Raw genomic sequence first — 21,613 nt, forward strand, 5'->3', positions numbered from 1 at the left:
CATGCAACGCAAATGGGCAACGATATTACTCAGTAGCTTTATATTTTTAAATGGTTGTCAGGTCATGCCACATGCCAAAGGGCTGCAAAGTCCTCTATGGCAGGCTCAGACTTATCAACGGCAAGATCAGGTTGAAGTTCAGTGGAAGCAGCAAAGTTTTAGCTTCTTGTTATATCAACAGCAAAAGGGTGCTGTACTGGATATGGTCGCTTTGAGCTTGACAGGCCAACAATTATTTAAGTTACAGTTTGATGGGCATAGGATTCATGTTGAACAACGCATTGATCAAATGCGTTTATTGCCTTTTGAGTTTGTAGTACGTGACCTTTTGTTTGCAACATACCCTCAATTTTCGCATTTAGGGCAGCAAGCTATAGAGATGAAACAACAGGCAGACATGCAGGTTGTTTATATTGAAAATCAACCTGTGTTGCAGCTTAAACAGGGACAAGGGAGCATTGAATTGATTAATGAACAAGTCCCTTATACCATGACGCTGAGTTCGATTGAGAACACCTTACAGACAGAAGAAAGTCCTACGCCATGAAACATCTACCTTCAGCAAATGCAGCTCCAATGGCAGTAGGCATACAATTTAGTGTTGGTTTATCTGCATTAGGCTGCGAACTTAATCAAATTAAACAAGCATTACAAGAGCCGCAGCAAACCTTAACTTTGCGTAATGATTTAATCGCTGATCGTGATGTTTGGGTAGGGCAATATACGCATCCATTATGTTCGCAAGTATCCGATACTTTACAGTCTGTAGATTCACGTAATCTACGTTTTGCATTAACCGCATTATCTGAAATTGAAACAGAGTTAAAAGCCTATACGGCATCCTTTGAAAATAAACGTTTGGCCATTGTCGTTGGCACATCGACTTCTGGTATTGCAGATAATGAATTATTACTTAAGCAATATTTTCAAGGGCAAACGGATCTATCGATATCCCACTATCTTCAAGAAATGAGCTGTTTAGCGAAAGCATTACAGCAGTACTTAGGATGGAAAGGGCCAGCCTATACTATTTCAACAGCTTGTTCTTCAAGCGCTAAAGCATTAGCTGCAGGGCAGAGATTACTTCACGCAGACTTAGCAGATGTTGTGCTGGTGGGTGGCGTCGATACCTTGTGCAAGTTGACCCTAAATGGATTTAATAGCCTAGAAAGTTTATCTGAACATGTTTGCCAGCCCTGCGGTGTAAACCGTGATGGTATTAATATCGGTGAAGCTGCTGCGTTTTTTGTACTGAGTAAAGAACAAGCACCTGTCATGTTAATGGGGGCGGGTGAATCTATGGATGCATGGCACATTTCGGCCCCGCATCCTGAAGGTAAAGGCGCTGCTTTAGCTATGCAGCGTGCATTAGATATGGCTCATATTTCAGCTCAAGAAGTGGGTTATATCAACTTGCACGGAACAGCAACTCCACAAAATGACGCAATGGAAATTAAGGCTGTACGACAAGTTTTTGGTGATTACCAAGTTGCTTTAAGTAGTACAAAACATAAAACTGGACATTGTCTCGGTGCAGCGGGTGCCATAGAAGCTTTCATTTGTGAGCAAGTTTTAAAAGATCAAAGTTGGTTGCCTGTACATCAAAATGTTGAGGTTGATCCAGATTTGGCTGACCAAAACTATGTGCAAGATGCTGAACTAAAACAATCCATTCGCTATGTCATGAGTAATTCTTTCGCTTTTGGGGGAAGTAATATTAGTCTTGTTTTTGGAGTGAAGCCCTGATGAAACTCGATGCAATTCAATATATTCCTCATGAGCAACCGATGGTATTTGTTGATCATTTAACCGAGGTTGAAGAAGGGCGAGCGCAAGCAGAACTCACGATTACGCCAGAGCTGATGTTTTGTGAAGCAGAAGGTTTGCCGACATGGGCAAGCATTGAAATTATGGCACAAACGATTAGTGCTTATTCAGGCTGGCAAGGTCAGCAGTCAAAACAAGCGCCAAAAGTCGGTTTTTTATTGGGAACGCGTAAGTTAAATTTACCGATCCCTTATTTCGCCTTGGGTTCTCGATTGATCATTCAAATAGAACAACAATATTTTCATGAAGGACTTGGGCAATTTTCCTGTGAAATTCAATATGCTGAACACTGCATTCAGGCAACGTTAAGTGTATTTGAGCCAACAGAAACACCATTTAAATAACCACAAAGAATTAGGAATACATTGTGACAAGACGAATTTTAGTAACAGGTTCAAGTCGAGGAATTGGGAAAGCAATTGCGTTACAACTTGCAAAGGCTGGTTTTGATGTAACTGTGCATGCACGTTCGCGTCAGGCAGAGGCTGAGCAAGTCGTACAAGAGATTCAAGCGTTAGGACAAAATAGTCATTATTTAATGTTTGATGTAAATGAACGCCAAACTGTTCAACAGATTTTGGAACAAGATGTAGAACAGCACGGCGGATTCTATGGTGTTGTACTCAATGCAGGTCTTACTCATGATGGTGCTTTTCCAGCATTAACTGATCAAGATTGGGATGAAGTCATTTCGACTTCTCTAGACGGTTTTTATAACGTATTAAAACCATTAGTTATGCCAATGATTCATTTGCGTAAAGGTGGCCGTATCGTCACCTTATCTTCGGTTTCTGGAATTATGGGTAATCGTGGTCAGGTTAACTATAGTGCTGCAAAAGCAGGTCTGATTGGTGCGACCAAGGCTTTGGCACTTGAATTGGCGAAGCGAAAAATTACTGTGAACTGTGTAGCCCCTGGACTGATTGAAACTGAAATGGTCACCGATGAAGTTAAAGAACATGCGCTTAAAATGATTCCGTTGCAACGCATGGGACAGGTCGATGAAGTGGCGAGCGTAGTAAAATTCTTATGTTCAGACGAAGCCTCTTATATAACCCGACAGGTTATCTCTGTGAATGGGGGACTCATCTAATGAAACGTGTGGTTGTAACGGGAATGGCAGGAATTACCTCTTTAGGTGAAACCTCCGATGAGATCTTTGCGCGATTTGACGCTGCCAAAAGCGGTATTCGTTACATGCCAGAGTGGGAGCAATATGTTGATCTTCGGACTAAGCTTGCTGGTCCTGTTGAAACATTCCATGTTCCAAAACATTTTAACCGTAAGGTTACCCGTGGTATGGGACGCGTTGCGCTCATGTCTGTGGTTTGTGCCGAAACTGCTTTACAAAATGCTGGTTTACTTGGGCATGAAATTTTGTCTAGTGGCGAAGCAGGTGTTGCTTTTGGTTCTTCTGCGGGTAGCGTAGAGGCCGTGGGTGAGTTTGCTAGCATGTTGCTTCATCAGAGCATGAGTAAGATCAATGCAACCACTTATATTCGTATGATGGCTCACACAAGTGCGGTGAATATGACCGTATATTTTGGTCTAAAAGGCTTAACTTTACCGACCTCAAGTGCATGTACTTCTGGCTCTATGGCCATTGGGCAAGCCTATGAAGCCATTAAATATGGTAAACAACAGGTCATGATTGCAGGTGGCGCTGAGGAACTCAGTGCAGCAGGTGCAGCAGTTTTTGATGTATTGTTTGCGACCAGTGGCATGAATGACCAACCAGAAAAAACACCACGTCCATTTGATGCTAAGCGAGATGGGTTGGTGATTGGTGAAGGGGCAGGTTGTTTAATTTTAGAAGAATACGAACATGCCAAAGCTCGAGGTGCTCATATCTATGCAGAGGTGATTGGCTACGGTAGCAATACCGATGGTCAACATGTAACAAAACCAGACGCCGAGATGATGGGGCGCTGTATGCAATTGGCACTTAAAGATGCATCTGTAGAAGCTAAAGACATCGCTTATGTGAATGCGCACGGCACCTCAACTGATCAGGGTGATGTGGCTGAAAGTCAGGCGACAGCAACAGTTTTGGGACGTAAGCCGATCAGCTCTTTAAAAAGCTATTTTGGACATACGCTAGGGGCGTGTGGAGCTATTGAAGCTTGGCTGAGCATTGAAATGATGAATCGTGGCCGCTTTATTCCAACTTTAAACCTAGATGAAATCGACCCATTGTGCGGTGATCTCGATTATATCGTTCAGCAACCGAGAACTTTGGATGCTGACATTATTATGAGCAATAACTTTGCTTTTGGTGGAATTAATACTTCGCTTATTTTTAAACGTGTTAAACAATAAGGAACACAACAATGTTAAATAAAAAACTTTTATTCGTAGCAATGCTAAGTGCGGGTTTTACTGCCACTGTTCAGGCTGGAGATGAAGTACATCAGTTAAATTTTAAAGAAGCTGTAGACCGTGCAGTTGCAGATGGAACTTTAGATGGTTCAGTAAAGTTTTATTTAAAGGGTACAAAGTCTGGCGGTAAAATTATTCAAAAAGATGCGGTAACCAATAAAAAAACCAATGGTTTTGGTAAGTCAGCAGCAACGTCTTGTGACTGGGTTTTACGTTCAGCACTCATTCAAATGCAAAACAATGCTAAAGCACAAGGTGCAAACGCTGTTACCAACATTGTGAGCTATTTTAAAGCTAATGAAACTACAAGTACGACGACTTACGATTGCTATAAAGGTGCCATGATGGCGGGTGTTACCTTAAAAGGCGACGTGGTTAAATTCTAATTAATTTTAAATAAGGTCGGGATAATGTCTAAACGTAATATTGAAGTCTACACACAGGCATTATCTCAGCTTCTTTTAAAATCTAAACAAGATTTCCCAGACTTTCGCACATTTAATCATTATAAAAAACAGCAAATACATAATATTAGAAATGAGCTGATAGCACAGAAATTACAAATTACAATAACGGATTTGGAGTTTGCAAAGCATGAGCATGGTAAGCCATATTTATTGAATCACGATTTAGATTTTAATCATTCTCATAGCCAACAATATTATGCTTTGGCGATGAGTCAGCAGGTTAAAGATATAGGCGTAGACGTTGAAGACCTAGATCGTAAAGTACGTTTGGAAGCTCTAGCTCAGCATGCATTTCATCCTGATGAATATGAAACGTGGCTAAGCTTAGAACAAGATAGAGAATACTGGTTTAAAGTCTGGACAACTAAAGAGGCTGTTCTAAAAGCTTCAGGTCTCGGCATCCGCCTAGATTTAAATACTTTAAATACCCAAGCACATCCTACAGACCGTGGCGGAATATGTTCTCATCAACTTATCGGGACATTTGCTTATCAAAACTTCGTTATGGGTAATATGATTTTAACAGTGGCATGGCGCTCAGAATTATCTTGCCGTGGTTTTCAGTTTCCAACTATTCAGCTTCATTCACTTGATACTTAATAAGCGAATAGCAGACATAAAAAAACCGCGAATTACGCGGTTTTTTAGTTTAGAGCAAGCTAAAAAATTAAGCTTGACCTTCAACAGCTTGAGCACGTTGCATATTCGCTTCGAACTCTGCATCAAAGTTGATTGGAGTAAGAAGTAACTGTGGGAAGCTACCTTTAGTCACTAAATCATTTACCGCTTCACGTAAGAACGGGAACAAAATATTTGGGCAATAAGCGCCTAAAATATACGGTAAGCGATCTTCTTCAACGTTATCAATCAAGAAAATACCTGATTGAGTAATATCTACAATGAACGCTGTTTCGTTGTCGTTATCGGCTTGTACCACAACTTTTAAAGAAACTTCAAAATGAGTTGGATCAATTTTTTCTGCAGCAGAAGAAAGATTGATATTGAGTTCAGGTTGCCATTGTTTAGTAAAAACCTGCGCCCCAGGAACCTCAAAAGAAATATCTTTTGTATAAATACGCTCTAAAGCTAATTGTGGTTGAACTTGTTGTTCTTCGCTCATTGTTTTTTCCTTAATATGGATGCGATGTTAAGCCAATAATTCGTCAAGTTTACCTTCACGCTCTAAAGCGTAAAGTTGGTCAAAACCGCCAATAAACTGATCGTTAATAAAAATTTGTGGGACAGTACGGTGATTAGTACGTTGCATTAACTCAACACGTACTTCCGGTGCTTCAACAGAAAGATTCACTTCTTTGTAAGCAATACCTTTACGCTCAAGTAACTGTTTAGCACGAACGCAATACGGGCATACAGAAGTTGAGTAAACAATGACATTTGCAGCCATAATAATTCTCCTTAAGCTTTTGGTTTGCTTTTTACAAGAGGTAAGCCTTGTGCTTTCCAGTTACTAATACCACCATCAAGACGATAGCTGTCATGGTGAGCAACTTTTTGCAAAGCACTACCAGCAACTTGTCCGAGGTTGCAAATAAATACCAATGGACGCTCACTTGCTTTTAATTCTTCAGCATGACTTGCAATTTGGCTGAAAGGAATATTGCGGCTGCCACTAATATGACCTTCACGGAAGTCTTTACTATCGCGTAAATCGATTAGTATGGCATTTTTCGCTTTCACTAAAATACCAAGCGACTGTGGTGAAATTTTACGACCGTTACGTTGACCTTCAAAAATGAAGAACAACACGACCAAGACTCCGAGCGTACCAAACAAAATGGGGTGATTCCCCATAAACTCTAACCAGCGTTCCACAAGTCACCTAAAAAAAAATTAAAAACAAAATTGACCTAGAGTATAGCGTATATAGATGGTGATCAAAATCACCACTTCAAGGGTAAAGCGGACAGAAAATTAGTTTTTTTGCTGTGCTTCTTGAATCTCATCATTTAAACGCAAAAAGCTATCTAGGCGCCGTGGTAAAATTTCACCAGATTCTACAGCGCGTTTTAATCCACAGTTCTTTTCATGAGTATGGGTACAGTTACGGAATTGGCAAGAACCCAAATGTGCTTCAATTTCTGGAAAGCCCATACGAATTTTTTCTAAATCAAGATGCCAAAGCCCAAATTCACGAATTCCCGGCGAGTCGATTAACGCACCATTTTTACCGAAATTCATTAAACGTGTAGAGGTTGTTGTGTGCTGACCGAGTGCAGAGTTTTCAGAAATAATATTTGTTTTTTGCTCTGCATCTGGAATGAGCACGTTAATTAGAGAACTTTTTCCTACACCCGATTGGCCAACGAAAGCTACTGTTTCACCATCTAAACGTTCAGATAAAACAGAAATATCTCCCTTCTTAGACTGACAAATCATCACCTCATAACCCAAAGTTTTATATTCTTCTAATAGCGTAAGAATTGGGTCATTTTCAGTGAGTAAATCTGATTTATTTAAGACTAAAAGTGCCGGAATGTTAGCGTCTGCGCAAGCTACTAAATAACGATCGATTAATGTCGGAGCTGGTTCAGGAAGGGGAGAAAATACAATTACAATCAAACTGATATTTGCTGCAACTGGTTTAACCTTGTGATAACGGTCTGGACGGGTAAGTAATGAATTGCGTGGATGAATGGCAGTAATAATACCTAAACCAGTATTTGGGTCAGCCTGCCATTTAACTCGGTCACCAGTCACCAGTAACTCAAGGTTAGTTCGAGTATGACAGCGCCATACACTTTTGAGTTCGATGGGTTTCCAGAAGGGTTCTGGCTCTCCTTCGGCAACTTGAGGTTTTTCTGGGTGATGCTCAGGTACGGAGAGTGCCTGTACTTCGAGTTGGCGGCCATAATGTTGTACAACGAGTCCGTCCAGATCTTGTGAAGTATCTGCCTCTTCTTGGCGAGTTTTGTGCTGTTTTTCAATACGACGTTGCTGTTGTTCAGTTAAACGACGCTTACGAATTAAAGCCATTCATATCCCAAAAAAACCACTGTTTGAAGATGGCAAAAATAGCATGAAGCGGCTATAGAATTACAGCGCAGATGCAAGAAATTTGCTACTATTGATGTTTTTACGGCATTTAGAACGTACATACATGAGCAGTACTTTAAATACACGATTAATTTGGATTGATCTGGAAATGACCGGTTTAGATACCGATAATGACCAAATTATTGAAATCGCAACAATTATTACAGATGATCATTTAAATGTACTTGCCGAAGGTCCGGTTTTAGCCGTTCATCAGCCTGACCGTATTTTAAATGCAATGGATGAATGGAATACTCGCCAACATGGGCAATCTGGGTTGGTTGAACGAGTTCGTCGCAGCAAATTAACCGCTCGTGATGCTGAGTTACAGACTTTAGAATTCCTAAAAAAATGGGTTAATCCAAAAGTTTCACCGATGTGCGGTAACTCGATCTGTCAGGATCGCCGTTTCTTACATCGTCTTATGCCTGAACTAGAGCAGTATTTCCACTATCGTAATCTTGATGTATCTACGGTAAAAGAACTCTCAAAACGCTGGCGCCCTGAAATCATGAGTGGTCTGAAAAAGAATGCATCGCATTTGGCAATGGATGATATTCGTGACTCGATTTCTGAGTTGAAATACTACCGTGAATATTTCTTTATCATGAATACTGATGGTAAAGATTAATAATTTTGCCCGAGTGATATGAAAGGGAGGCTATTGCTTCCTTTTTTATTGTTTAAAGGGGATTGTTACAATAATGCCAATCGCTTGATTTGGCTTTCATATTCATTTTGCTTAAAATGATGTTTTAAATTTTTTATTATAAAAAGAGAGCATTTATGCAAAGTAATAACCCGATACTGACCCGTGTTGAAACGGTCAGTGACTATAGTCAGCCGATGACTGTGCAAGGTGCGATTCAAAAATCTATTATGCTGACAGTCATTGCAGCGACTGTGGGCATTGCTTTATTTTTATACGCAGCTTTTACTGCAAATGTTGGTATTGCTTACGCCGCTTCAATTGTTGGCGCAATTGGTGGATTGGTTTTGGCTTTGATTGCCACATTTAAACCAACCACTGCACCGACCTTGGCAATTCCTTATGCACTTTTTGAAGGCGCATTTTTAGGTGGTATTTCTTTTACTTTTCAAATGAAATACCCAGGTGTGCCGTTACAGGCCTTACTTGCCACTTTCGTGACAACATTAGTCATGTTTGGTCTCTATAAATTCAAGATTGTACGTGCAACTGAAAAATTTAAGTCAGTCGTGATTTCTGCGTCTTTGGCTATTTTTCTTGTATTTATTGTGCAGATGATCATGCGTTTAGCGTTTGGTTCAAGCATTCCTTATATTTTTGAAAGTAACTGGTTAGGCATTGGCTTTGCTGCATTTATTGCTGTGATTGCATCACTTAACCTGATTTTAGATTTTGATTTAATTGAAACCAACGCAGCTTACGGTGCTCCAAAGGTTATGGAGTGGCTGTGTGGAATTGCGTTACTCTCAACTTTAGTGTGGATGTATATCTCTTTTTTACGTTTGATTGGTTTGTTATCTGACGACTAAGATTATATTCATCTAGAAGTCGCTCCTTATGAGGAGCGATTTTTTTTCGTGCGATTTTTGAAAAAAGATGCATTATGCAATTTCGAAAAACGTTGAATATTGGCATTATGCTTGAAATTGTTTTGAGTGAGATCGGCATGACACAAGGACTTTTAGCAGGTAAACGCTTTTTGATTGCAGGCGTTGCTAGTAAATTATCAATTGCTTTTGGTATTGCCCAAGCATTACACCGTGAAGGTGCAGAGCTTGCGTTTACTTATCCAAACGAAAAATTAAAAAAACGTGTGGATGAATTTGCTGAGCAATTCGGTTCTAAGCTTGTGTTTCCATGTGATGTAGCAGTTGATAGTGAAATTGACAATGCATTTGCAGAACTTGCAAAACATTGGGACGGTCTTGATGGTGTAGTTCACTCTATTGGCTTTGCTCCTGCACATACGCTTGATGGTGACTTTACTGACGTGACTGACCGTGACGGTTTTAAAGTTGCTCATGACATCAGCGCATACAGCTTTATTGCGATGGCCCGTGCTGCAAAACCATTATTACAAGCTCGCCAAGGCTGTTTATTGACTTTGACTTATCAAGGTTCTGAACGTGTAATGCCTAACTATAACGTTATGGGCATGGCAAAAGCTTCTTTAGAAGCTGGTGTTCGCTACTTAGCATCAAGTTTGGGTGTTGATGGTATTCGTGTGAATGCGATTTCTGCAGGTCCAATTCGTACATTGGCTGCTTCTGGTATCAAATCTTTCCGTAAGATGTTAGATGCGAATGAAAAAGTTGCTCCGTTAAAACGCAATGTGACCATTGACGAAGTGGGTAATGCAGCATTATTCCTTTGCTCTCCATGGGCTTCAGGTATTACTGGTGAAATTCTATATGTAGATGCTGGTTTTAATACTGTAGGTATGAGCCAATCTATGATGGATGATGAATAATTAGATTTATCTAATTTATATAACAAAGCCGCTTTTATAGCGGCTTTGTTTTTTTAAGAGGTTAACGGTTTTAAAATTATAACGTTAGAATTAAAATATTCATTTTGAATGGCTTGTTAATTGCTATATTGATTGGTAGCAAGGAGGGCATTAATTTTTCTTATATTTTATGAATAGATCTATAAGAGGAATGTCTTTTTGAACTTGTACTTTCCTAGATAAGCCATCAATAGCAACAGGCATGTTTTTTTTATCCATTTGATATGTTTTCTCTTCGAGAATTTGATTTTTGCATTGTGGACATGCATGTAATATGGATTTATGGTGGAAAAGGTACTTCGATCTTGCATTTAGTTGGCAATCGTAGCTTATTGCCGCAAAGTATTCCGCAGAGCCAATGGGACTAGTGGCAAGACTATTTTGATAATTGATCAGTTCCTCATGGGTTTTAAAATATTTATTTATAGTGGCTACCTTTTTGTAATATTTATTGCATTCCTCGCAGAAGCTCTTTGCTCTAAGAATAAGATAGATGCATGCTCCTCCTAGCATAAAACCAATAAATTGAATTACTGCTATTAAATAACCAAAATCTCCCATTGTTCCAAGGTCGGTTTCTCTTGCACCAGTTCCAAGGCTATAAGTCGAGTTTGTTAGAATGAAGCTCATATACTGTTTGAATGGTATAAAATTACTTACTTTTTCGCCGTTCTCAAAGATGGCAAGACTGTATTCTAAAAAATAGATTGATATTTGTGCAATCGCAGTAAAAATAACCATTTGAAGAAGTAAAGTTACTTCTGGTCTTTTATTGAAGTAGATACTACCAAAATAAAAGCCAGATGCGGCTACTATTCCAGTAATGACGGCACCAATTGGTAAGAAAATACCAATGCTGATTGTAAAGAATTTAAACCCTAGTATAGCGCTAAGTAAAACAGTTACTGCTGTGGTTATAAGTCCACATGACATAATTTTTAGCGATTGTGGAAACATGAAAGAACTTCTCTATCTATATTTGTATTTGTTTAGGAACATGTACAGTCTTAGGTATATGGTTGCTAACTATAATTATACGGCAGGCATATTATATAAAAAATTGTATTTTATAGTTTATTTTTCTCAGAATATAAAACAGAAATATTAGCGTCAATATAAAAACGATTTGCAATATTGCTGTATAAATTTTTGATGCTCCACTCAATTCAGCAATGAGTTGTACATTGAAAATATATCGAAAAATATACTTAATCATTTATCATCGAATAATTTATATGCTAATTAATGCTGGTTTTTTGTTGAATCGAAAACTCTAAAGAGAATGACGATAAACATATTATTTTTTAGCTTTCGGGGTAGGTTAAAACCTAAAGAAAATAGCTGTTATTTTAGGATTAGTCACTCTTCTTTCACTTCAAGGTTGCGCCGCAGTGATGGCAAGTAACCAACCGCATAAAAAGAATATGGCGGTTTTAGAGATGGGGAAACATCGAAATTATGTGATTTCTGAATTGGGTGCCCCCCTCACTTCAGAAACCGTGAATGGTGAACGTAAAGAGATTTATACCTTCTAGTAAGACTACTCAAAAGCAGCCAGAATCAGCCGTACGCTATGGCACACGACTGTGGATATTGCCACCATTGGTCTATGGGAAGTGATAGGCTCTCCAACCGAGATGTATTTCAATGGTCAGAAACTTCTCTATGAAGTTGTTTTTGACGATCAGGATAAGATTAAGCGTATTCACCAGATCCAGAATAATCCAGATCTGGTGAAAGAGTAAATATGCCAAACAATACCGCTAGGGCTATTGTTTCGGCAGTTCTTTTACAGGTGAACCACCTAAAGCTTGCATGAGGGTGACATAAGCATTGTATTGGTTTTGCTTCGTTTCAACGAGGCTTAGACGTGCAGTACGTGTGGTTTGCTGAGCATCAAGAAGCGTCTTTAATGCGACAGCACCATAACGGTAACGAACTTCGGTTAAACGTTCGGTTTTTTCTGCAAGTTCAACATTACGTTCTTGTAACGCTACTTGCTTGTCTAGTTCGGTTCGACTCGATAAAGCATTTTCGACATCAGCAAAAGCCTGATAAAGCGTTTGGCGATATTGAATAATTGCTTTTTCATAATCCAGATTGCTAATCGCGATATCTTTCTTCATATCGTTATATTGCAAAAACGGTAAGCTTAAACTTGCACCAAGCGTGAGGGCAGGGTTGCGTAACAGTTCTGTCAACGATGTGCTGCTTGAACCCAAACTACTGGTTAAGCTAATTGATGGATAGTAGCTTGCCTTAGTTGCATCTTTAGTTGCGAGTGCCTTTTTCAAACGAAGCTCAGAGGCTTGTAAATCGGGACGGCGCGATAAAATATCAGCGGGTAAACCAGCACCAATTGCAGGTAGAGCAGTGCGTGGTAAACGCTTTGGCTCTTGAATGTTTAATTGTTGCAAAGGTTCATGCAATAGCACTGCAATAGCCGTTCGTGTTTCAACCAATTGTTGTTCAATCTGGCTTAAACTCGCTTTCTGGCTTTGTACCGATTGTTCTGCTTGAGTCAGATCTACACCTGAAACTGCGCCAGCTTTATATTGAATCTGTACCAAGTCATAAAGCTTCTGAGAAGTTGCTAGACTTTGCTGTGCAGTTGTATAACGCTCATTTAAATAACCAAGTTGCCAATAGAGTTTAGCAGTGGTTGCAATTAAACTTTGCCCAGTGGCTTGCAAATCTTGTTCAGTCGCTAAGGCTTCCCATTTACTTGCTTCAGTTTGGCGCGCAAGCTTGCCAAACAAGTCAAGCTCATAGCTTACACCCGCACTCATTGATAGCCCTTTAGAGCTGTCATCTCCCGAATTTAAATCGAAAGAATGTCCTGTAGAAACACTAGAACTAGTACGTAAGCCTTGTTTGTTTGCAGTTAGATCAGCTTGTAGACGTGCTTGCTTCAATGCAATTCCTGCAACTGCTAGATCACTGTTACGCTCTAATACATTGCTTACGATCTGATTAAGCTGTGCATCGCCAAAAAGCGTCCACCACCGATCAGAATATTGATCGGCAGACATGGTTTTTGCTTTGGTGGCATCATACTGAAAACTACCTGGAACTTGTACCGCAGGTGTTTCATAAGGGGTTTTTACTACAGCTGCACATCCTACAAGAGAACCCGTGAGAAGAAGTGCTGTGCTGAGTTTAGTCATAGAGAAAGACATGCAATTTTCCTTATTCTCGAGATAGTGCGGCAACAGGGTCAAGTTTCGCGGCATTCTTGGCTGGTAAGAAACCAAAAACGACACCAATCAGCGTTGAACACACAAATGCTGCAATAATGGAAGTGCTTGAATAAGCCACGCTGAAGTTACCGCCAGCAAATTTATTAATAAGTTGTCCAAGGCCAAGCGACAGTAAGACGCCAAGCACACCACCAATTAAACACACCAAAATTGCTTCAATCAGGAATTGCTGCAAAATATCACTTTGTCTCGCGCCCACAGCCATACGCACGCCAATTTCTTGAGTACGTTCAGTCACCGAAACCAACATAATATTCATTACCCCGATACCACCAACCACCAGTGAAATTACGGCAATTGCTGAAACCAGAAGGGTCATCGTACTGGTTGTTTTCTCGATGGTTTGACGGATACTGTCACTGTTCATGGTGAAAATATCTTGTGCACCGTGGCGCTGAGTTAATAAGTTTACAATCGCATTTTCCGCGGCTGTAGTTGAATATTTATCATTAATGCGAATCACGATATTACGGACATGGGCTTGACCTAACATACGGCTCATGACCGTGGTATAAGGCATATATACATTTAATGTATCATCTGAACCCATTCCACTGGTTTGAGGTTCTACAATTCCGATAATTCGAGCAGGTACACTACCAAGTAATACCACTTGTCCAATTGGGTTAGTGCCATCACTAAAGAATTGTTTTTGTGTATTGGTATCAATCACCACATCTTGTGAGCGATCACGAACACTACGTTGGTCAAAAGTTTGGCCATCTTTAAAGACTAGACCTTTTACATCGAAATAATCGTTACTCACACCGTTAATGGTCGCGTTTGCTTCATTTTGTTGATAACGAATGGTTTTGGAGGTGCTGACGATTGGACTGACTGCACTCACATAGGGTTGAGTCATTAACGCATCAGCATCGGCAGGAACCAAGGTTTTAAAATTGGCTGTTTTAGAGTTATCACCAAATCCTTTCCCCTGAAACACCGTAATCGTATTGGTGCCGAGGCCGCTAATATTGCTTAAAATTTGTTGCTGAGAACCTTTACCTAGGGCGACTACTGTAACAACAGATGCGATACCAATAATGATCCCAAGCATGGTTAAAAAAGTACGCATGCGATGGGCATTCATTGACAGTAAAGCCATTTGGAAGGCTTCGGATAGACGATCTAAAGTAGAACGCCATGCAGAAATACTTTTACCTTTCTTCTGTTTACCTTGTAAAGCAGGAGCGGCATCAGGATCGGACTTGACTGGTTCTGCTGCTTGATCCGGAACATTAGGACGGTCACTAATAATTTCTCCGTCACTAATTTCGATAATACGAGTCGCATTTTTTGCAACTTGCATATCGTGGGTGACTAAAATAATAGTGTGACCTGCAGCATTGAGTTCACGCAAAATACGCATCACCTCAACACCACTATGAGAGTCGAGAGCGCCTGTCGGTTCGTCCGCAAGGATAACGTCACCGCCATTCATAAGGGCACGAGCAATAGAAACACGTTGCTGCTGACCACCAGAAAGTTGGCTTGGTCTATTAAGTGTTTTAGTACCTAATCCTAATTCGGTCAGTAGAGCGGTTGCACGTTGTTTACGTTCAGAAGGCGTAACACCTGCATAAACTGCTGGGACCTCAACGTTACCTTCGGCAGATAAGTCACCCAGTAAATGGTAGCGCTGGAAAATAAAACCAAAATATTCACGGCGTAGTCGAGCGAGTTGATCTGGTTCGAGTTTGCCGGTCTCTTGTCCACTAACCTTATAACTACCACTCGTAGGGCGGTCTAAACAGCCCAAAATATTCATGAGTGTTGACTTACCAGAACCAGACTGACCGACAATGGCAACCAGTTCGCCTTCATAAATGGTAAGGTCAATGCCTTTTAAAATTTGTATCGTGCTTTCGCCAGCAGGGAATTCCCGGACTAGATTGCTGACTTCAAGCAAAGCTTGTTTTGTCATGCTTACATTCCCATTGGGCCACTACGGCGACGGTTATTACTACTATTAGCTGATGCAGCGGAAGTGTCTGCACTATCGGCAATCACAACTTGATCACCCTGTTTTAAGCCCGCAAGAACTTGTGCATTTACACGGTTGTTAATGCCAACCAAAATTTGAGTTGGTTTAGTTGTGCCATCAGCTTGTAATACACGTACAACACTTAACGTTAATTGACCTTGTTCAATTAACTGTTTTTGTTCAGCAGTCAGGTTAAGACGCTCTAAACGAGCTCCATTTCCTTGAGATTTTTTAGCAGTTTCAGGTGTAGAGCTTGCTTTATCAGATGATTGACCAGATTTTCTTTGACCTGAAAATTGTTTAGAGCTCAGTGCTGATGATGGAACGAGTAGAGCATTTTTAGCTGAGTTTAATACGATATAAACTTGTGCAGTCATATCAATACGCAATTTACCATCGGTGTTTGGCACATCGAATAAAGCATTGTAGTAAACAGCTGAACTCGTAGTTGAACTTGTTGTGCTGTTCGATTCACTAGAAATGGAATCTGGAGCAGGTTCAATCTGACGCAAAGTTGCGTAACGTTTAGTGTCTTCACCTAAAGTAGTGAAATAAACCTGTTGGCCTTTCTCAACTTTCATAATGTCAGCTTCACTGACTTGAGCCTTGATAGTCATGTTTTGTAATTTTGCAATTTTGACAATTGTTGGCGCACTTTGATTGGCGTTTACTGTTTGACCTTCTTCGGTCACAATTGCGACAACCGTACCATCTGTTGGAGCAACAATGCGCGTATAACCAATATTGGTTTGCGCCGTAGATTTTGTGACTTTTGCAGATTCGATTTGTGCATCTAACGCTTTGATTTGTGCTTGAGCTGTTTTATAGCTTGCCTCAGCCGATTCTAAATCTGCGCGTGGCGTTGCATCTTGCGCATACATTTGTTGCTGACGGCGGTATTCAAGTTGTTTTTCATTCAAAGAAGCAACTTGTTGAAGGCGCTGTGCTTCTAAATTTTTAATATTTGCATCAGAGGTTTTTAAACTATTTTCTTGGGTCGTTGAGTCAATTTGCGCAATGAGTTGACCTTGCTTAACCTGATCGCCAAGCTGCACATACATCTTTTTAACCTGACCAGATACCTGTGCACCGACACTAATGAGTTTGGTTGCATCAAGTGTACCCGTTGCAAGTACATTATTTTCAATATCCCCGCGTGTTACCTCGGCAGTAATATATTGTGGCTGTTGCTGTTTTGGCTTGAAAAACTTCCAAGCTAATAGAGCGATAATGACTATACAGACAATGATAATAACAAGTTTGATTGGCTTTATTTTTGGCATGGCGAGAGGTCGAAAAGTTTAAAATTTAATTTAGTATAAAAGCGAAATGAGGATAAAACGTGAATTTTTATGATATTTCAGGAATGAAGAAAAATGATTCAGCCGAATCACTGTATAAATAATGTTTTCCCACATAATTCAGCAATCGCTTGCTGCATTAAATGTTCTGCATTTTCGTTCGACATTCCTTTAATTGCTGCATCAATTTGCAATAGAAGGGTAGACCAGCCTAAAAACTGTTGTGGATTCAATCTTCTCAAAGCTTGTTGATATAACCCCACCTTTGTTTTCCAGATGCCAAGTTGCAAGGCATTATGAGGCTGTTCAAACAATTGCATCAACAAGCGCATTTCTTTACTTAAAGTCCATAAAATCAGACTATCTGGTTCGCCTGCTGCGATTAAATATTGAAAAATCTTAATAGATTGTCCAAGGTTGCCTTCTAATAACGCATCACTTAAATCATAAGTGGTATAGCGTGATTGATCTTGTAGGCAGGCATACAAATGCTCAATCAAAATCAGTTTTTGGTCTGGGAAGGTATCTCTTACACGCATCAAGCTATTTTTAGCTGCAAGCAAATTGTGCTCATGATGTTGCATTAACCATTGCCAAGCATCGTTGTCGAGCTGGATCTCAAGCTTTTCTGCTTCTACGTTTAAAATACGTTGACGGTCTTGTGGATAATTTGCCGTTAGGGCGACGACAACCCCATTTGCTTCAACAACTTGGAAAAAAGCAGACTTTAAACTACTACTATCTTGTTTGGGTAAAACAATTAACAGCAGATTATGTTCATTATGTTGTATATAACTTTTAAGTTGTTTTAAGCCATTCGCATCAGGTTTTATATTGCCATGTACTTCAATGGCAAGCTGCTGAGAAAATAAAGATAAACTATTAAGTGCGTTAAAGACATTTTTCCAGTCGCTCACGCTACTAATATCATAGCGCTGTCTTTCAACTTCTTGTTGTTGCCAGCTTTTTCGAAAGGCATCTAATAAATTTTGTTCTAATAAAGGCTCTTGCCCATGCAAAATCCACGCACCCCGAGCTTCCGAAGTGCGTTTTAAAGCTTGTAAATAGTCAATTTTCATTGCTGGCAAAAATACCGATTAAGGCTGAGCTTTTGGTAAGCGATTTGCTGAAATCTGACGAGTAATTTGCTGTGCAATATCATCAATTACAATGCGTCGTAAGTAACTTTCTTGCTGATTTTCAGTGTTGACTGTTGCCAAGTCATATTGATAACTACGAGAAGCAGTTAATGAGCGTGGTTCAGTAATTTTATTACCCTGACGGTCTTCAATCTGGAAGGTTACGGTCAAACGTAATAATACTTCCGTTAGTTTTCCGTTTAAAAGCTGACGACGTGGCGTGTACTCTAAAACACGAAGTACATAGGCATCATTATCATTGCTGAGTTGAACACCATTTGCAGCTAAATACACTTTTAACTGCGTTTCCAAATCATCAGTTTTAGCGGGTAACTCAAGGCTTAACTTTTTATAAACAAGCGGAGTCGCAGTCGGGTTGGTTCCTTTTAAATGAAATCCACACCCGACTAAGCCTGCACTAAGGCCTAAGGTTAAAACAACAGCGGCTAAACGTTTGGCAAAGTGCATGCTTGATCCTCTCATTAATAACTTTAATTAAACCACGAGGTTAACGAGTTTATTTGGAACCACAATTTCTTTTTTTGTTGGTCCGGTTAAGAATTGTTGAACTTCTGGTAGAGCTTTAGCTTGAGCTAATAGATCTTCCTTAGAAATATCAACAGAAACTTCAAGTTTACCGCGAAGTTTACCGTTAACCTGTACAACAATCGTTTGCGTATTACGTGTTAACGCAGAAGCATCAACTTCAGGGAAAGTTGCTTCCGTAACATCTGTGCCAAATTGAGCCAATAAAGTTTGGCTTAAATGCGGTGCAAAAGGTTCGAGCAAAGTTAAAAGTGTGGTGATTGCTTCACGTTCTACAGCAATGTCATTGTCATCTTTTGCTTCAAACTTGTTGCTTGCGTTTAACAATTCCATTAAAGCAGCAATGGCAGTATTAAATGCATGACGACGTTCAATATCATCACTTACTTTTTGAATGGTTTCGTGCGTTTTACGACGTAAATCTTGAGCATCTTTAGACAAATTAGCTGCATCAATCGTAGAAGCTGAGTTGCCTTTTTCAAGGAAGCCAGCAACAAGGCGCCATACACGTTTCAAGAAACGGTTTGCACCTTCAACACCTGCATCAGACCATTCTAAAGATTGATCTGGTGGTGCAGCAAACATCATGAAGACACGAGCAGTATCAGCGCCGTATTGATCAATAATCGCTTGTGGGTCGATACCGTTGTTTTTCGACTTAGACATTTTTTCTTGTCCGCCGATTACAACTTCTTGGCCGTCACCTGAATATTTTGCAGAAAGAATACGACCTTTCTCATCACGTTCTAATTCAATATCAGCTGGATTGAACCAAGTTTTCTTGCCATTTTCTGCTTCACGATAGAACGTATCTGCAAGCACCATGCCTTGAGTTAACAAGTTAGTAAATGGTTCGTTACCTTGTACAACACCTTCGTCACGCATTAATTTGTGGAAGAAACGTGCATAAAGTAAGTGAAGAATCGCGTGTTCAACACCACCAATGTATTGGTTCACAGGAAGCCAGTTTTGAGCAGCTTCAGGTTTAACTAGACCGCCAGTAAAGTCTGGAGATGCATAGCGTGCATAGTACCAAGATGACTCTACGAAAGTATCTAAAGTATCTGTTTCACGACGAGCATCGCCGCCACAACAAGGACATTTAGTTTCATAGAATTCAGGCATTTTGTTAAGCGGGTTACCTGAACCATCTGGAACAACGTCTGTTGGTAATACAACTGGAAGCTGATCTTCAGGAACTGTGACTTGACCACAAGTATCACAGTTAATCATTGGAATTGGACAACCCCAGTAACGTTGACGAGAAACGCCCCAGTCACGTAAACGGAATTGAACTTTAGAATTTGCTAAATTGTGTGGTTCTAATTTTGCAAGGAATGCGTCAAACGCAGCTTGGAATTCTAAGCCGTCAAACTCGCCAGAGTTAACAAGTTTACCTTCTTTAGAACCGTACCATTCTTGCCATTCACTTGCAGAGTAGTCTGCATCGTCAGCACCTTTGGCATCAATCACTTGTTTAATTGGTAAATTGAACTTGTTAGCAAATTCAAAATCACGTTCGTCATGTGCCGGTACAGCCATTACTGCGCCAGAACCATAAGACATCAATACGTAGTTTGCGATCCAAACAGGAAGCTCTTCACCAGTTACAGGATGTTTTACAAACAAGCCTGTTGCCATGCCTTTTTTCTCAGCTGTGGCCAAGTCAGCTTCTGCAACTGAACCCATACGGCATTCTTCGATAAATGCAGCCAATTCAGGGTTATTTTCAGCAGCTTTAAGCGCAAGAGGGTGTTCTGCTGCAACAGCAACGTATGTTACACCCATTAAAGTGTCAGCACGCGTGGTATAAACAGTTAATGCATCTGCATAGATTTCAGTATTGCTCGACGGGAAAGTAATTTCCATGCCTGTAGAGCGACCAATCCAGTTACGTTGCATGGTCAACACTTGTTGAGGCCAGCCATCTTGTAAGGTGTCTAAGTCGTCTAATAATTCTTGTGCATAGTCCGTAATACGGAAGTAGTACATTGGAATATCACGTTTTTCTACCAATGCACCTGAGCGCCAGCCACGACCATTTTCAACTTGCTCGTTTGCTAAAACTGTTTGGTCAACTGGATCCCAGTTTACTGTTGAAAGTTTACGGTAGATCAGGCCTTTTTTATAAAGCTGAACAAATAACCATTGTTCCCAGTGATAATACTCTGGTGTACAAGTCGCAAATTCACGATCCCAGTCTACAGATAGACCCAATTTTTTTAATTGGTCACGCATGTAAGCGATGTTTTCAAATGTCCATTTTGCCGGAGCAACTTTATGGGCAATTGCTGCATTTTCCGCAGGTAAACCGAATGCATCCCAACCCATAGGTTGTAATACAGTTTCACCTTTTAAACGGTAAAAACGGCTAATTACATCGCCAATTGTATAGTTACGCACATGCCCCATATGCAGCTTGCCGCTTGGGTAAGGAAACATTGACAGGATGTAGCGATGTTTACCTTCGACAGTGTCGGCAACTTTAAAGACTTTACGATTTTCCCAATCTTGTTGAACTGATGGTTCAATCGTGTTTGCTTGATATTCGGGGTCAATGTGAGAAATAGTCATAGACGTAAGCTATACAACGAAAATTGAAATGAAAGATTGCTGCACAGCATAGCGCAAAATAACAGGAAATGTCAGTTTTTAGATCAGGATTTTATCTTTTAATATGAGCAATAACATTTCTCAATTTATTCTTCTTTATTTTAAATAATAGAAGAGTGATGAAAATATTCATCACTCTCATTTTACTTATCGTGGTGTTGTCGTGGATGGGGCAGATGTAGCAGGTGGAACTGCTGCTGGGGGTGCATTTTTTTCCTGTGCGACATTAGTCGCCTCTTGCACTACTTGATCTTTTTTATCTTGAGGTTGTTGTTCTGAGGTGGGGGCCGAATTTTTTAGGGATGGTTGGCTGCCGTAAGTTGAAACTTTGTTCAAATGTTTTGCACTCTTAGGTGGCGGAGTCGTGGTGTAATGTGTAGAGCCATTTTTATCCATCCATTTATAATATTGCTGTGCTTGACTTTGACTTGAGCAAATTAAAATTACTGTTGTTACTGTCGTATATAAGATTGTTTTTAAATAAGATAAATTCATATCAGATCTTCCCCAAAAAAGCTGACTATATTTAAATAAAGTTCATAAAT

The 21,613-nt window shown here is 40.0% G+C and carries 22 protein-coding genes and 1 pseudogene; 11 read left to right on the forward strand and 12 right to left on the reverse strand.

Going from position 1 to position 21,613, the window contains the following annotated elements; genetic code table 11:
• Position 1 precedes the first annotated feature (1 nt).
• The 7 genes from FY048_RS11125 to FY048_RS11155 are packed head-to-tail and all read left to right on the forward strand — an operon-like array spanning position 2 to position 5,273.
• Positions 2-547, forward strand: coding sequence for a DUF3261 domain-containing protein (locus FY048_RS11125; RefSeq protein ID WP_446091151.1), 546 nt, complete (start codon positions 2-4; stop codon positions 545-547).
• Positions 544-1,746, forward strand: coding sequence for a beta-ketoacyl-[acyl-carrier-protein] synthase family protein (locus FY048_RS11130; RefSeq protein WP_446091152.1), 1,203 nt, complete (start codon positions 544-546; stop codon positions 1,744-1,746). The genes FY048_RS11125 and FY048_RS11130 overlap by 4 nt, the downstream gene beginning before the upstream one ends.
• Positions 1,746-2,171, forward strand: coding sequence for an ApeP family dehydratase (locus tag FY048_RS11135; protein ID WP_016139279.1), 426 nt, complete (start codon positions 1,746-1,748; stop codon positions 2,169-2,171). Before FY048_RS11130 ends, FY048_RS11135 begins: the two co-directional genes overlap by 1 nt.
• Before the next feature lie 23 nt (positions 2,172-2,194).
• Positions 2,195-2,920 carry a 3-ketoacyl-ACP reductase FabG2 gene (locus FY048_RS11140; protein WP_016139278.1) on the forward strand — a complete coding sequence of 242 codons (726 nt, stop codon included), beginning with the start codon at positions 2,195-2,197 and terminating at the stop codon, positions 2,918-2,920.
• Positions 2,920-4,146 (forward strand): beta-ketoacyl-ACP synthase, encoded by a 1,227-nt coding sequence (locus tag FY048_RS11145; RefSeq protein WP_111855463.1) that lies wholly within the window; start codon positions 2,920-2,922, stop codon positions 4,144-4,146. The genes FY048_RS11140 and FY048_RS11145 overlap by 1 nt, the downstream gene beginning before the upstream one ends.
• A gap of 11 nt (positions 4,147-4,157) precedes the next feature.
• Complete coding sequence (locus FY048_RS11150) at positions 4,158-4,592, forward strand: hypothetical protein (RefSeq protein ID WP_004794675.1); 435 nt, start codon at positions 4,158-4,160, stop codon at positions 4,590-4,592.
• Between the two features lie 24 nt (positions 4,593-4,616).
• Positions 4,617-5,273 carry a 4'-phosphopantetheinyl transferase family protein gene (locus FY048_RS11155; RefSeq protein WP_446091153.1) on the forward strand — a complete coding sequence of 219 codons (657 nt, stop codon included), beginning with the start codon at positions 4,617-4,619 and terminating at the stop codon, positions 5,271-5,273.
• Between the two features lie 67 nt (positions 5,274-5,340).
• On the opposite strand, the gene secB is transcribed toward FY048_RS11155, so the two are convergent.
• The 4 genes from secB to rsgA all read right to left on the reverse strand — a co-directional run bounded on the left by secB (position 5,341) and on the right by rsgA (position 7,667).
• Complete coding sequence (gene secB / locus FY048_RS11160; protein ID WP_016139275.1) at positions 5,341-5,793, reverse strand: protein-export chaperone SecB; 453 nt, start codon at positions 5,791-5,793, stop codon at positions 5,341-5,343.
• A gap of 27 nt (positions 5,794-5,820) precedes the next feature.
• Positions 5,821-6,078 carry a glutaredoxin 3 gene (gene grxC / locus FY048_RS11165; protein WP_009390671.1) on the reverse strand — a complete coding sequence of 86 codons (258 nt, stop codon included), beginning with the start codon at positions 6,076-6,078 and terminating at the stop codon, positions 5,821-5,823.
• Positions 6,079-6,089: 11 nt separating this feature from the next.
• Positions 6,090-6,506 carry a rhodanese-like domain-containing protein gene (locus FY048_RS11170; protein WP_133975422.1) on the reverse strand — a complete coding sequence of 139 codons (417 nt, stop codon included), beginning with the start codon at positions 6,504-6,506 and terminating at the stop codon, positions 6,090-6,092.
• Between the two features lie 99 nt (positions 6,507-6,605).
• A complete protein-coding gene (gene rsgA, locus FY048_RS11175) occupies positions 6,606-7,667 on the reverse strand; it encodes a ribosome small subunit-dependent GTPase A (protein WP_202742625.1) in 1,062 nt (353 codons plus the stop codon).
• Positions 7,668-7,791: 124 nt separating this feature from the next.
• On the opposite strand from rsgA, the gene orn reads away from it, so the two are divergent.
• From orn to FY048_RS11190, 3 genes are all read left to right on the forward strand, one after another.
• Positions 7,792-8,358, forward strand: a complete 567-nt coding sequence (gene orn / locus FY048_RS11180) for an oligoribonuclease (RefSeq protein ID WP_004794671.1) — start codon at positions 7,792-7,794, stop codon at positions 8,356-8,358.
• A gap of 155 nt (positions 8,359-8,513) precedes the next feature.
• Positions 8,514-9,245 carry a Bax inhibitor-1/YccA family protein gene (locus tag FY048_RS11185; protein WP_446091154.1) on the forward strand — a complete coding sequence of 244 codons (732 nt, stop codon included), beginning with the start codon at positions 8,514-8,516 and terminating at the stop codon, positions 9,243-9,245.
• A gap of 137 nt (positions 9,246-9,382) precedes the next feature.
• A complete protein-coding gene (locus tag FY048_RS11190; protein WP_003654938.1) occupies positions 9,383-10,186 on the forward strand; it encodes an enoyl-ACP reductase FabI in 804 nt (267 codons plus the stop codon).
• Positions 10,187-10,336: 150 nt separating this feature from the next.
• On the opposite strand, the gene FY048_RS11195 is transcribed toward FY048_RS11190, so the two are convergent.
• Complete coding sequence (locus FY048_RS11195; protein WP_446091155.1) at positions 10,337-11,182, reverse strand: hypothetical protein; 846 nt, start codon at positions 11,180-11,182, stop codon at positions 10,337-10,339.
• Positions 11,183-11,562: 380 nt separating this feature from the next.
• On the opposite strand from FY048_RS11195, the pseudogene FY048_RS11200 reads away from it, so the two are divergent.
• Positions 11,563-11,970, forward strand: a pseudogene (locus FY048_RS11200) (hypothetical protein).
• A 24-nt stretch (positions 11,971-11,994) separates the two neighbouring features.
• On the opposite strand, the gene FY048_RS11205 reads toward FY048_RS11200, so the two are convergent.
• The 7 genes from FY048_RS11205 to FY048_RS11235 form a co-directional block, all read right to left on the reverse strand.
• Positions 11,995-13,392: an efflux transporter outer membrane subunit gene (locus FY048_RS11205; RefSeq protein WP_446091187.1), complete on the reverse strand. Its 1,398-nt coding sequence runs from the start codon at positions 13,390-13,392 to the stop codon at positions 11,995-11,997.
• Between the two features lie 22 nt (positions 13,393-13,414).
• Positions 13,415-15,409: a MacB family efflux pump subunit gene (locus FY048_RS11210; RefSeq protein ID WP_446091156.1), complete on the reverse strand. Its 1,995-nt coding sequence runs from the start codon at positions 15,407-15,409 to the stop codon at positions 13,415-13,417.
• A gap of 2 nt (positions 15,410-15,411) precedes the next feature.
• Positions 15,412-16,752 (reverse strand): MacA family efflux pump subunit, encoded by a 1,341-nt coding sequence (locus FY048_RS11215; RefSeq protein WP_446091157.1) that lies wholly within the window; start codon positions 16,750-16,752, stop codon positions 15,412-15,414.
• A 107-nt stretch (positions 16,753-16,859) separates the two neighbouring features.
• A complete protein-coding gene (holA, locus tag FY048_RS11220; protein WP_446091158.1) occupies positions 16,860-17,849 on the reverse strand; it encodes a DNA polymerase III subunit delta in 990 nt (329 codons plus the stop codon).
• Positions 17,850-17,867: 18 nt separating this feature from the next.
• The gene (locus FY048_RS11225) at positions 17,868-18,377 is read right to left on the reverse strand and encodes an LPS-assembly lipoprotein LptE (protein ID WP_016139265.1); all 510 of its coding nucleotides are present in this window, start codon (positions 18,375-18,377) and stop codon (positions 17,868-17,870) included.
• Between the two features lie 27 nt (positions 18,378-18,404).
• On the reverse strand, positions 18,405-21,029 hold the full coding sequence (gene leuS, locus FY048_RS11230; RefSeq protein WP_446091159.1) for a leucine--tRNA ligase: 2,625 nt from the start codon (positions 21,027-21,029) through the stop codon (positions 18,405-18,407).
• A 186-nt stretch (positions 21,030-21,215) separates the two neighbouring features.
• Positions 21,216-21,563 (reverse strand): DUF4124 domain-containing protein, encoded by a 348-nt coding sequence (locus FY048_RS11235; RefSeq protein ID WP_446091160.1) that lies wholly within the window; start codon positions 21,561-21,563, stop codon positions 21,216-21,218.
• Between the last annotated feature and the right edge of the window lie 50 nt (positions 21,564-21,613).

This window comes from Acinetobacter sp. 1124_18A (assembly GCF_052824995.1).

Coding starts and splice junctions, on each gene's coding strand:
- FY048_RS11205 (WP_446091187.1), bottom strand. CDS start 13,392: ATGACTAAACTCAGCACAGCACTTCTTCTCACGGGTTCTCTTGTAGGA.
- rsgA (WP_202742625.1), bottom strand. CDS start 7,667: ATGGCTTTAATTCGTAAGCGTCGTTTAACTGAACAACAGCAACGTCGT.
- FY048_RS11135 (WP_016139279.1), top strand. CDS start 1,746: ATGAAACTCGATGCAATTCAATATATTCCTCATGAGCAACCGATGGTA.
- FY048_RS11190 (WP_003654938.1), top strand. CDS start 9,383: ATGACACAAGGACTTTTAGCAGGTAAACGCTTTTTGATTGCAGGCGTT.
- grxC (WP_009390671.1), bottom strand. CDS start 6,078: ATGGCTGCAAATGTCATTGTTTACTCAACTTCTGTATGCCCGTATTGC.
- secB (WP_016139275.1), bottom strand. CDS start 5,793: ATGAGCGAAGAACAACAAGTTCAACCACAATTAGCTTTAGAGCGTATT.
- FY048_RS11185 (WP_446091154.1), top strand. CDS start 8,514: ATGCAAAGTAATAACCCGATACTGACCCGTGTTGAAACGGTCAGTGAC.
- holA (WP_446091158.1), bottom strand. CDS start 17,849: ATGAAAATTGACTATTTACAAGCTTTAAAACGCACTTCGGAAGCTCGG.
- FY048_RS11145 (WP_111855463.1), top strand. CDS start 2,920: ATGAAACGTGTGGTTGTAACGGGAATGGCAGGAATTACCTCTTTAGGT.
- FY048_RS11235 (WP_446091160.1), bottom strand. CDS start 21,563: ATGAATTTATCTTATTTAAAAACAATCTTATATACGACAGTAACAACA.
- FY048_RS11210 (WP_446091156.1), bottom strand. CDS start 15,409: ATGACAAAACAAGCTTTGCTTGAAGTCAGCAATCTAGTCCGGGAATTC.
- leuS (WP_446091159.1), bottom strand. CDS start 21,029: ATGACTATTTCTCACATTGACCCCGAATATCAAGCAAACACGATTGAA.
- FY048_RS11195 (WP_446091155.1), bottom strand. CDS start 11,182: ATGTTTCCACAATCGCTAAAAATTATGTCATGTGGACTTATAACCACA.
- FY048_RS11150 (WP_004794675.1), top strand. CDS start 4,158: ATGTTAAATAAAAAACTTTTATTCGTAGCAATGCTAAGTGCGGGTTTT.
- FY048_RS11215 (WP_446091157.1), bottom strand. CDS start 16,752: ATGCCAAAAATAAAGCCAATCAAACTTGTTATTATCATTGTCTGTATA.
- FY048_RS11130 (WP_446091152.1), top strand. CDS start 544: ATGAAACATCTACCTTCAGCAAATGCAGCTCCAATGGCAGTAGGCATA.
- orn (WP_004794671.1), top strand. CDS start 7,792: ATGAGCAGTACTTTAAATACACGATTAATTTGGATTGATCTGGAAATG.
- FY048_RS11225 (WP_016139265.1), bottom strand. CDS start 18,377: ATGCACTTTGCCAAACGTTTAGCCGCTGTTGTTTTAACCTTAGGCCTT.
- FY048_RS11155 (WP_446091153.1), top strand. CDS start 4,617: ATGTCTAAACGTAATATTGAAGTCTACACACAGGCATTATCTCAGCTT.
- FY048_RS11125 (WP_446091151.1), top strand. CDS start 2: ATGCAACGCAAATGGGCAACGATATTACTCAGTAGCTTTATATTTTTA.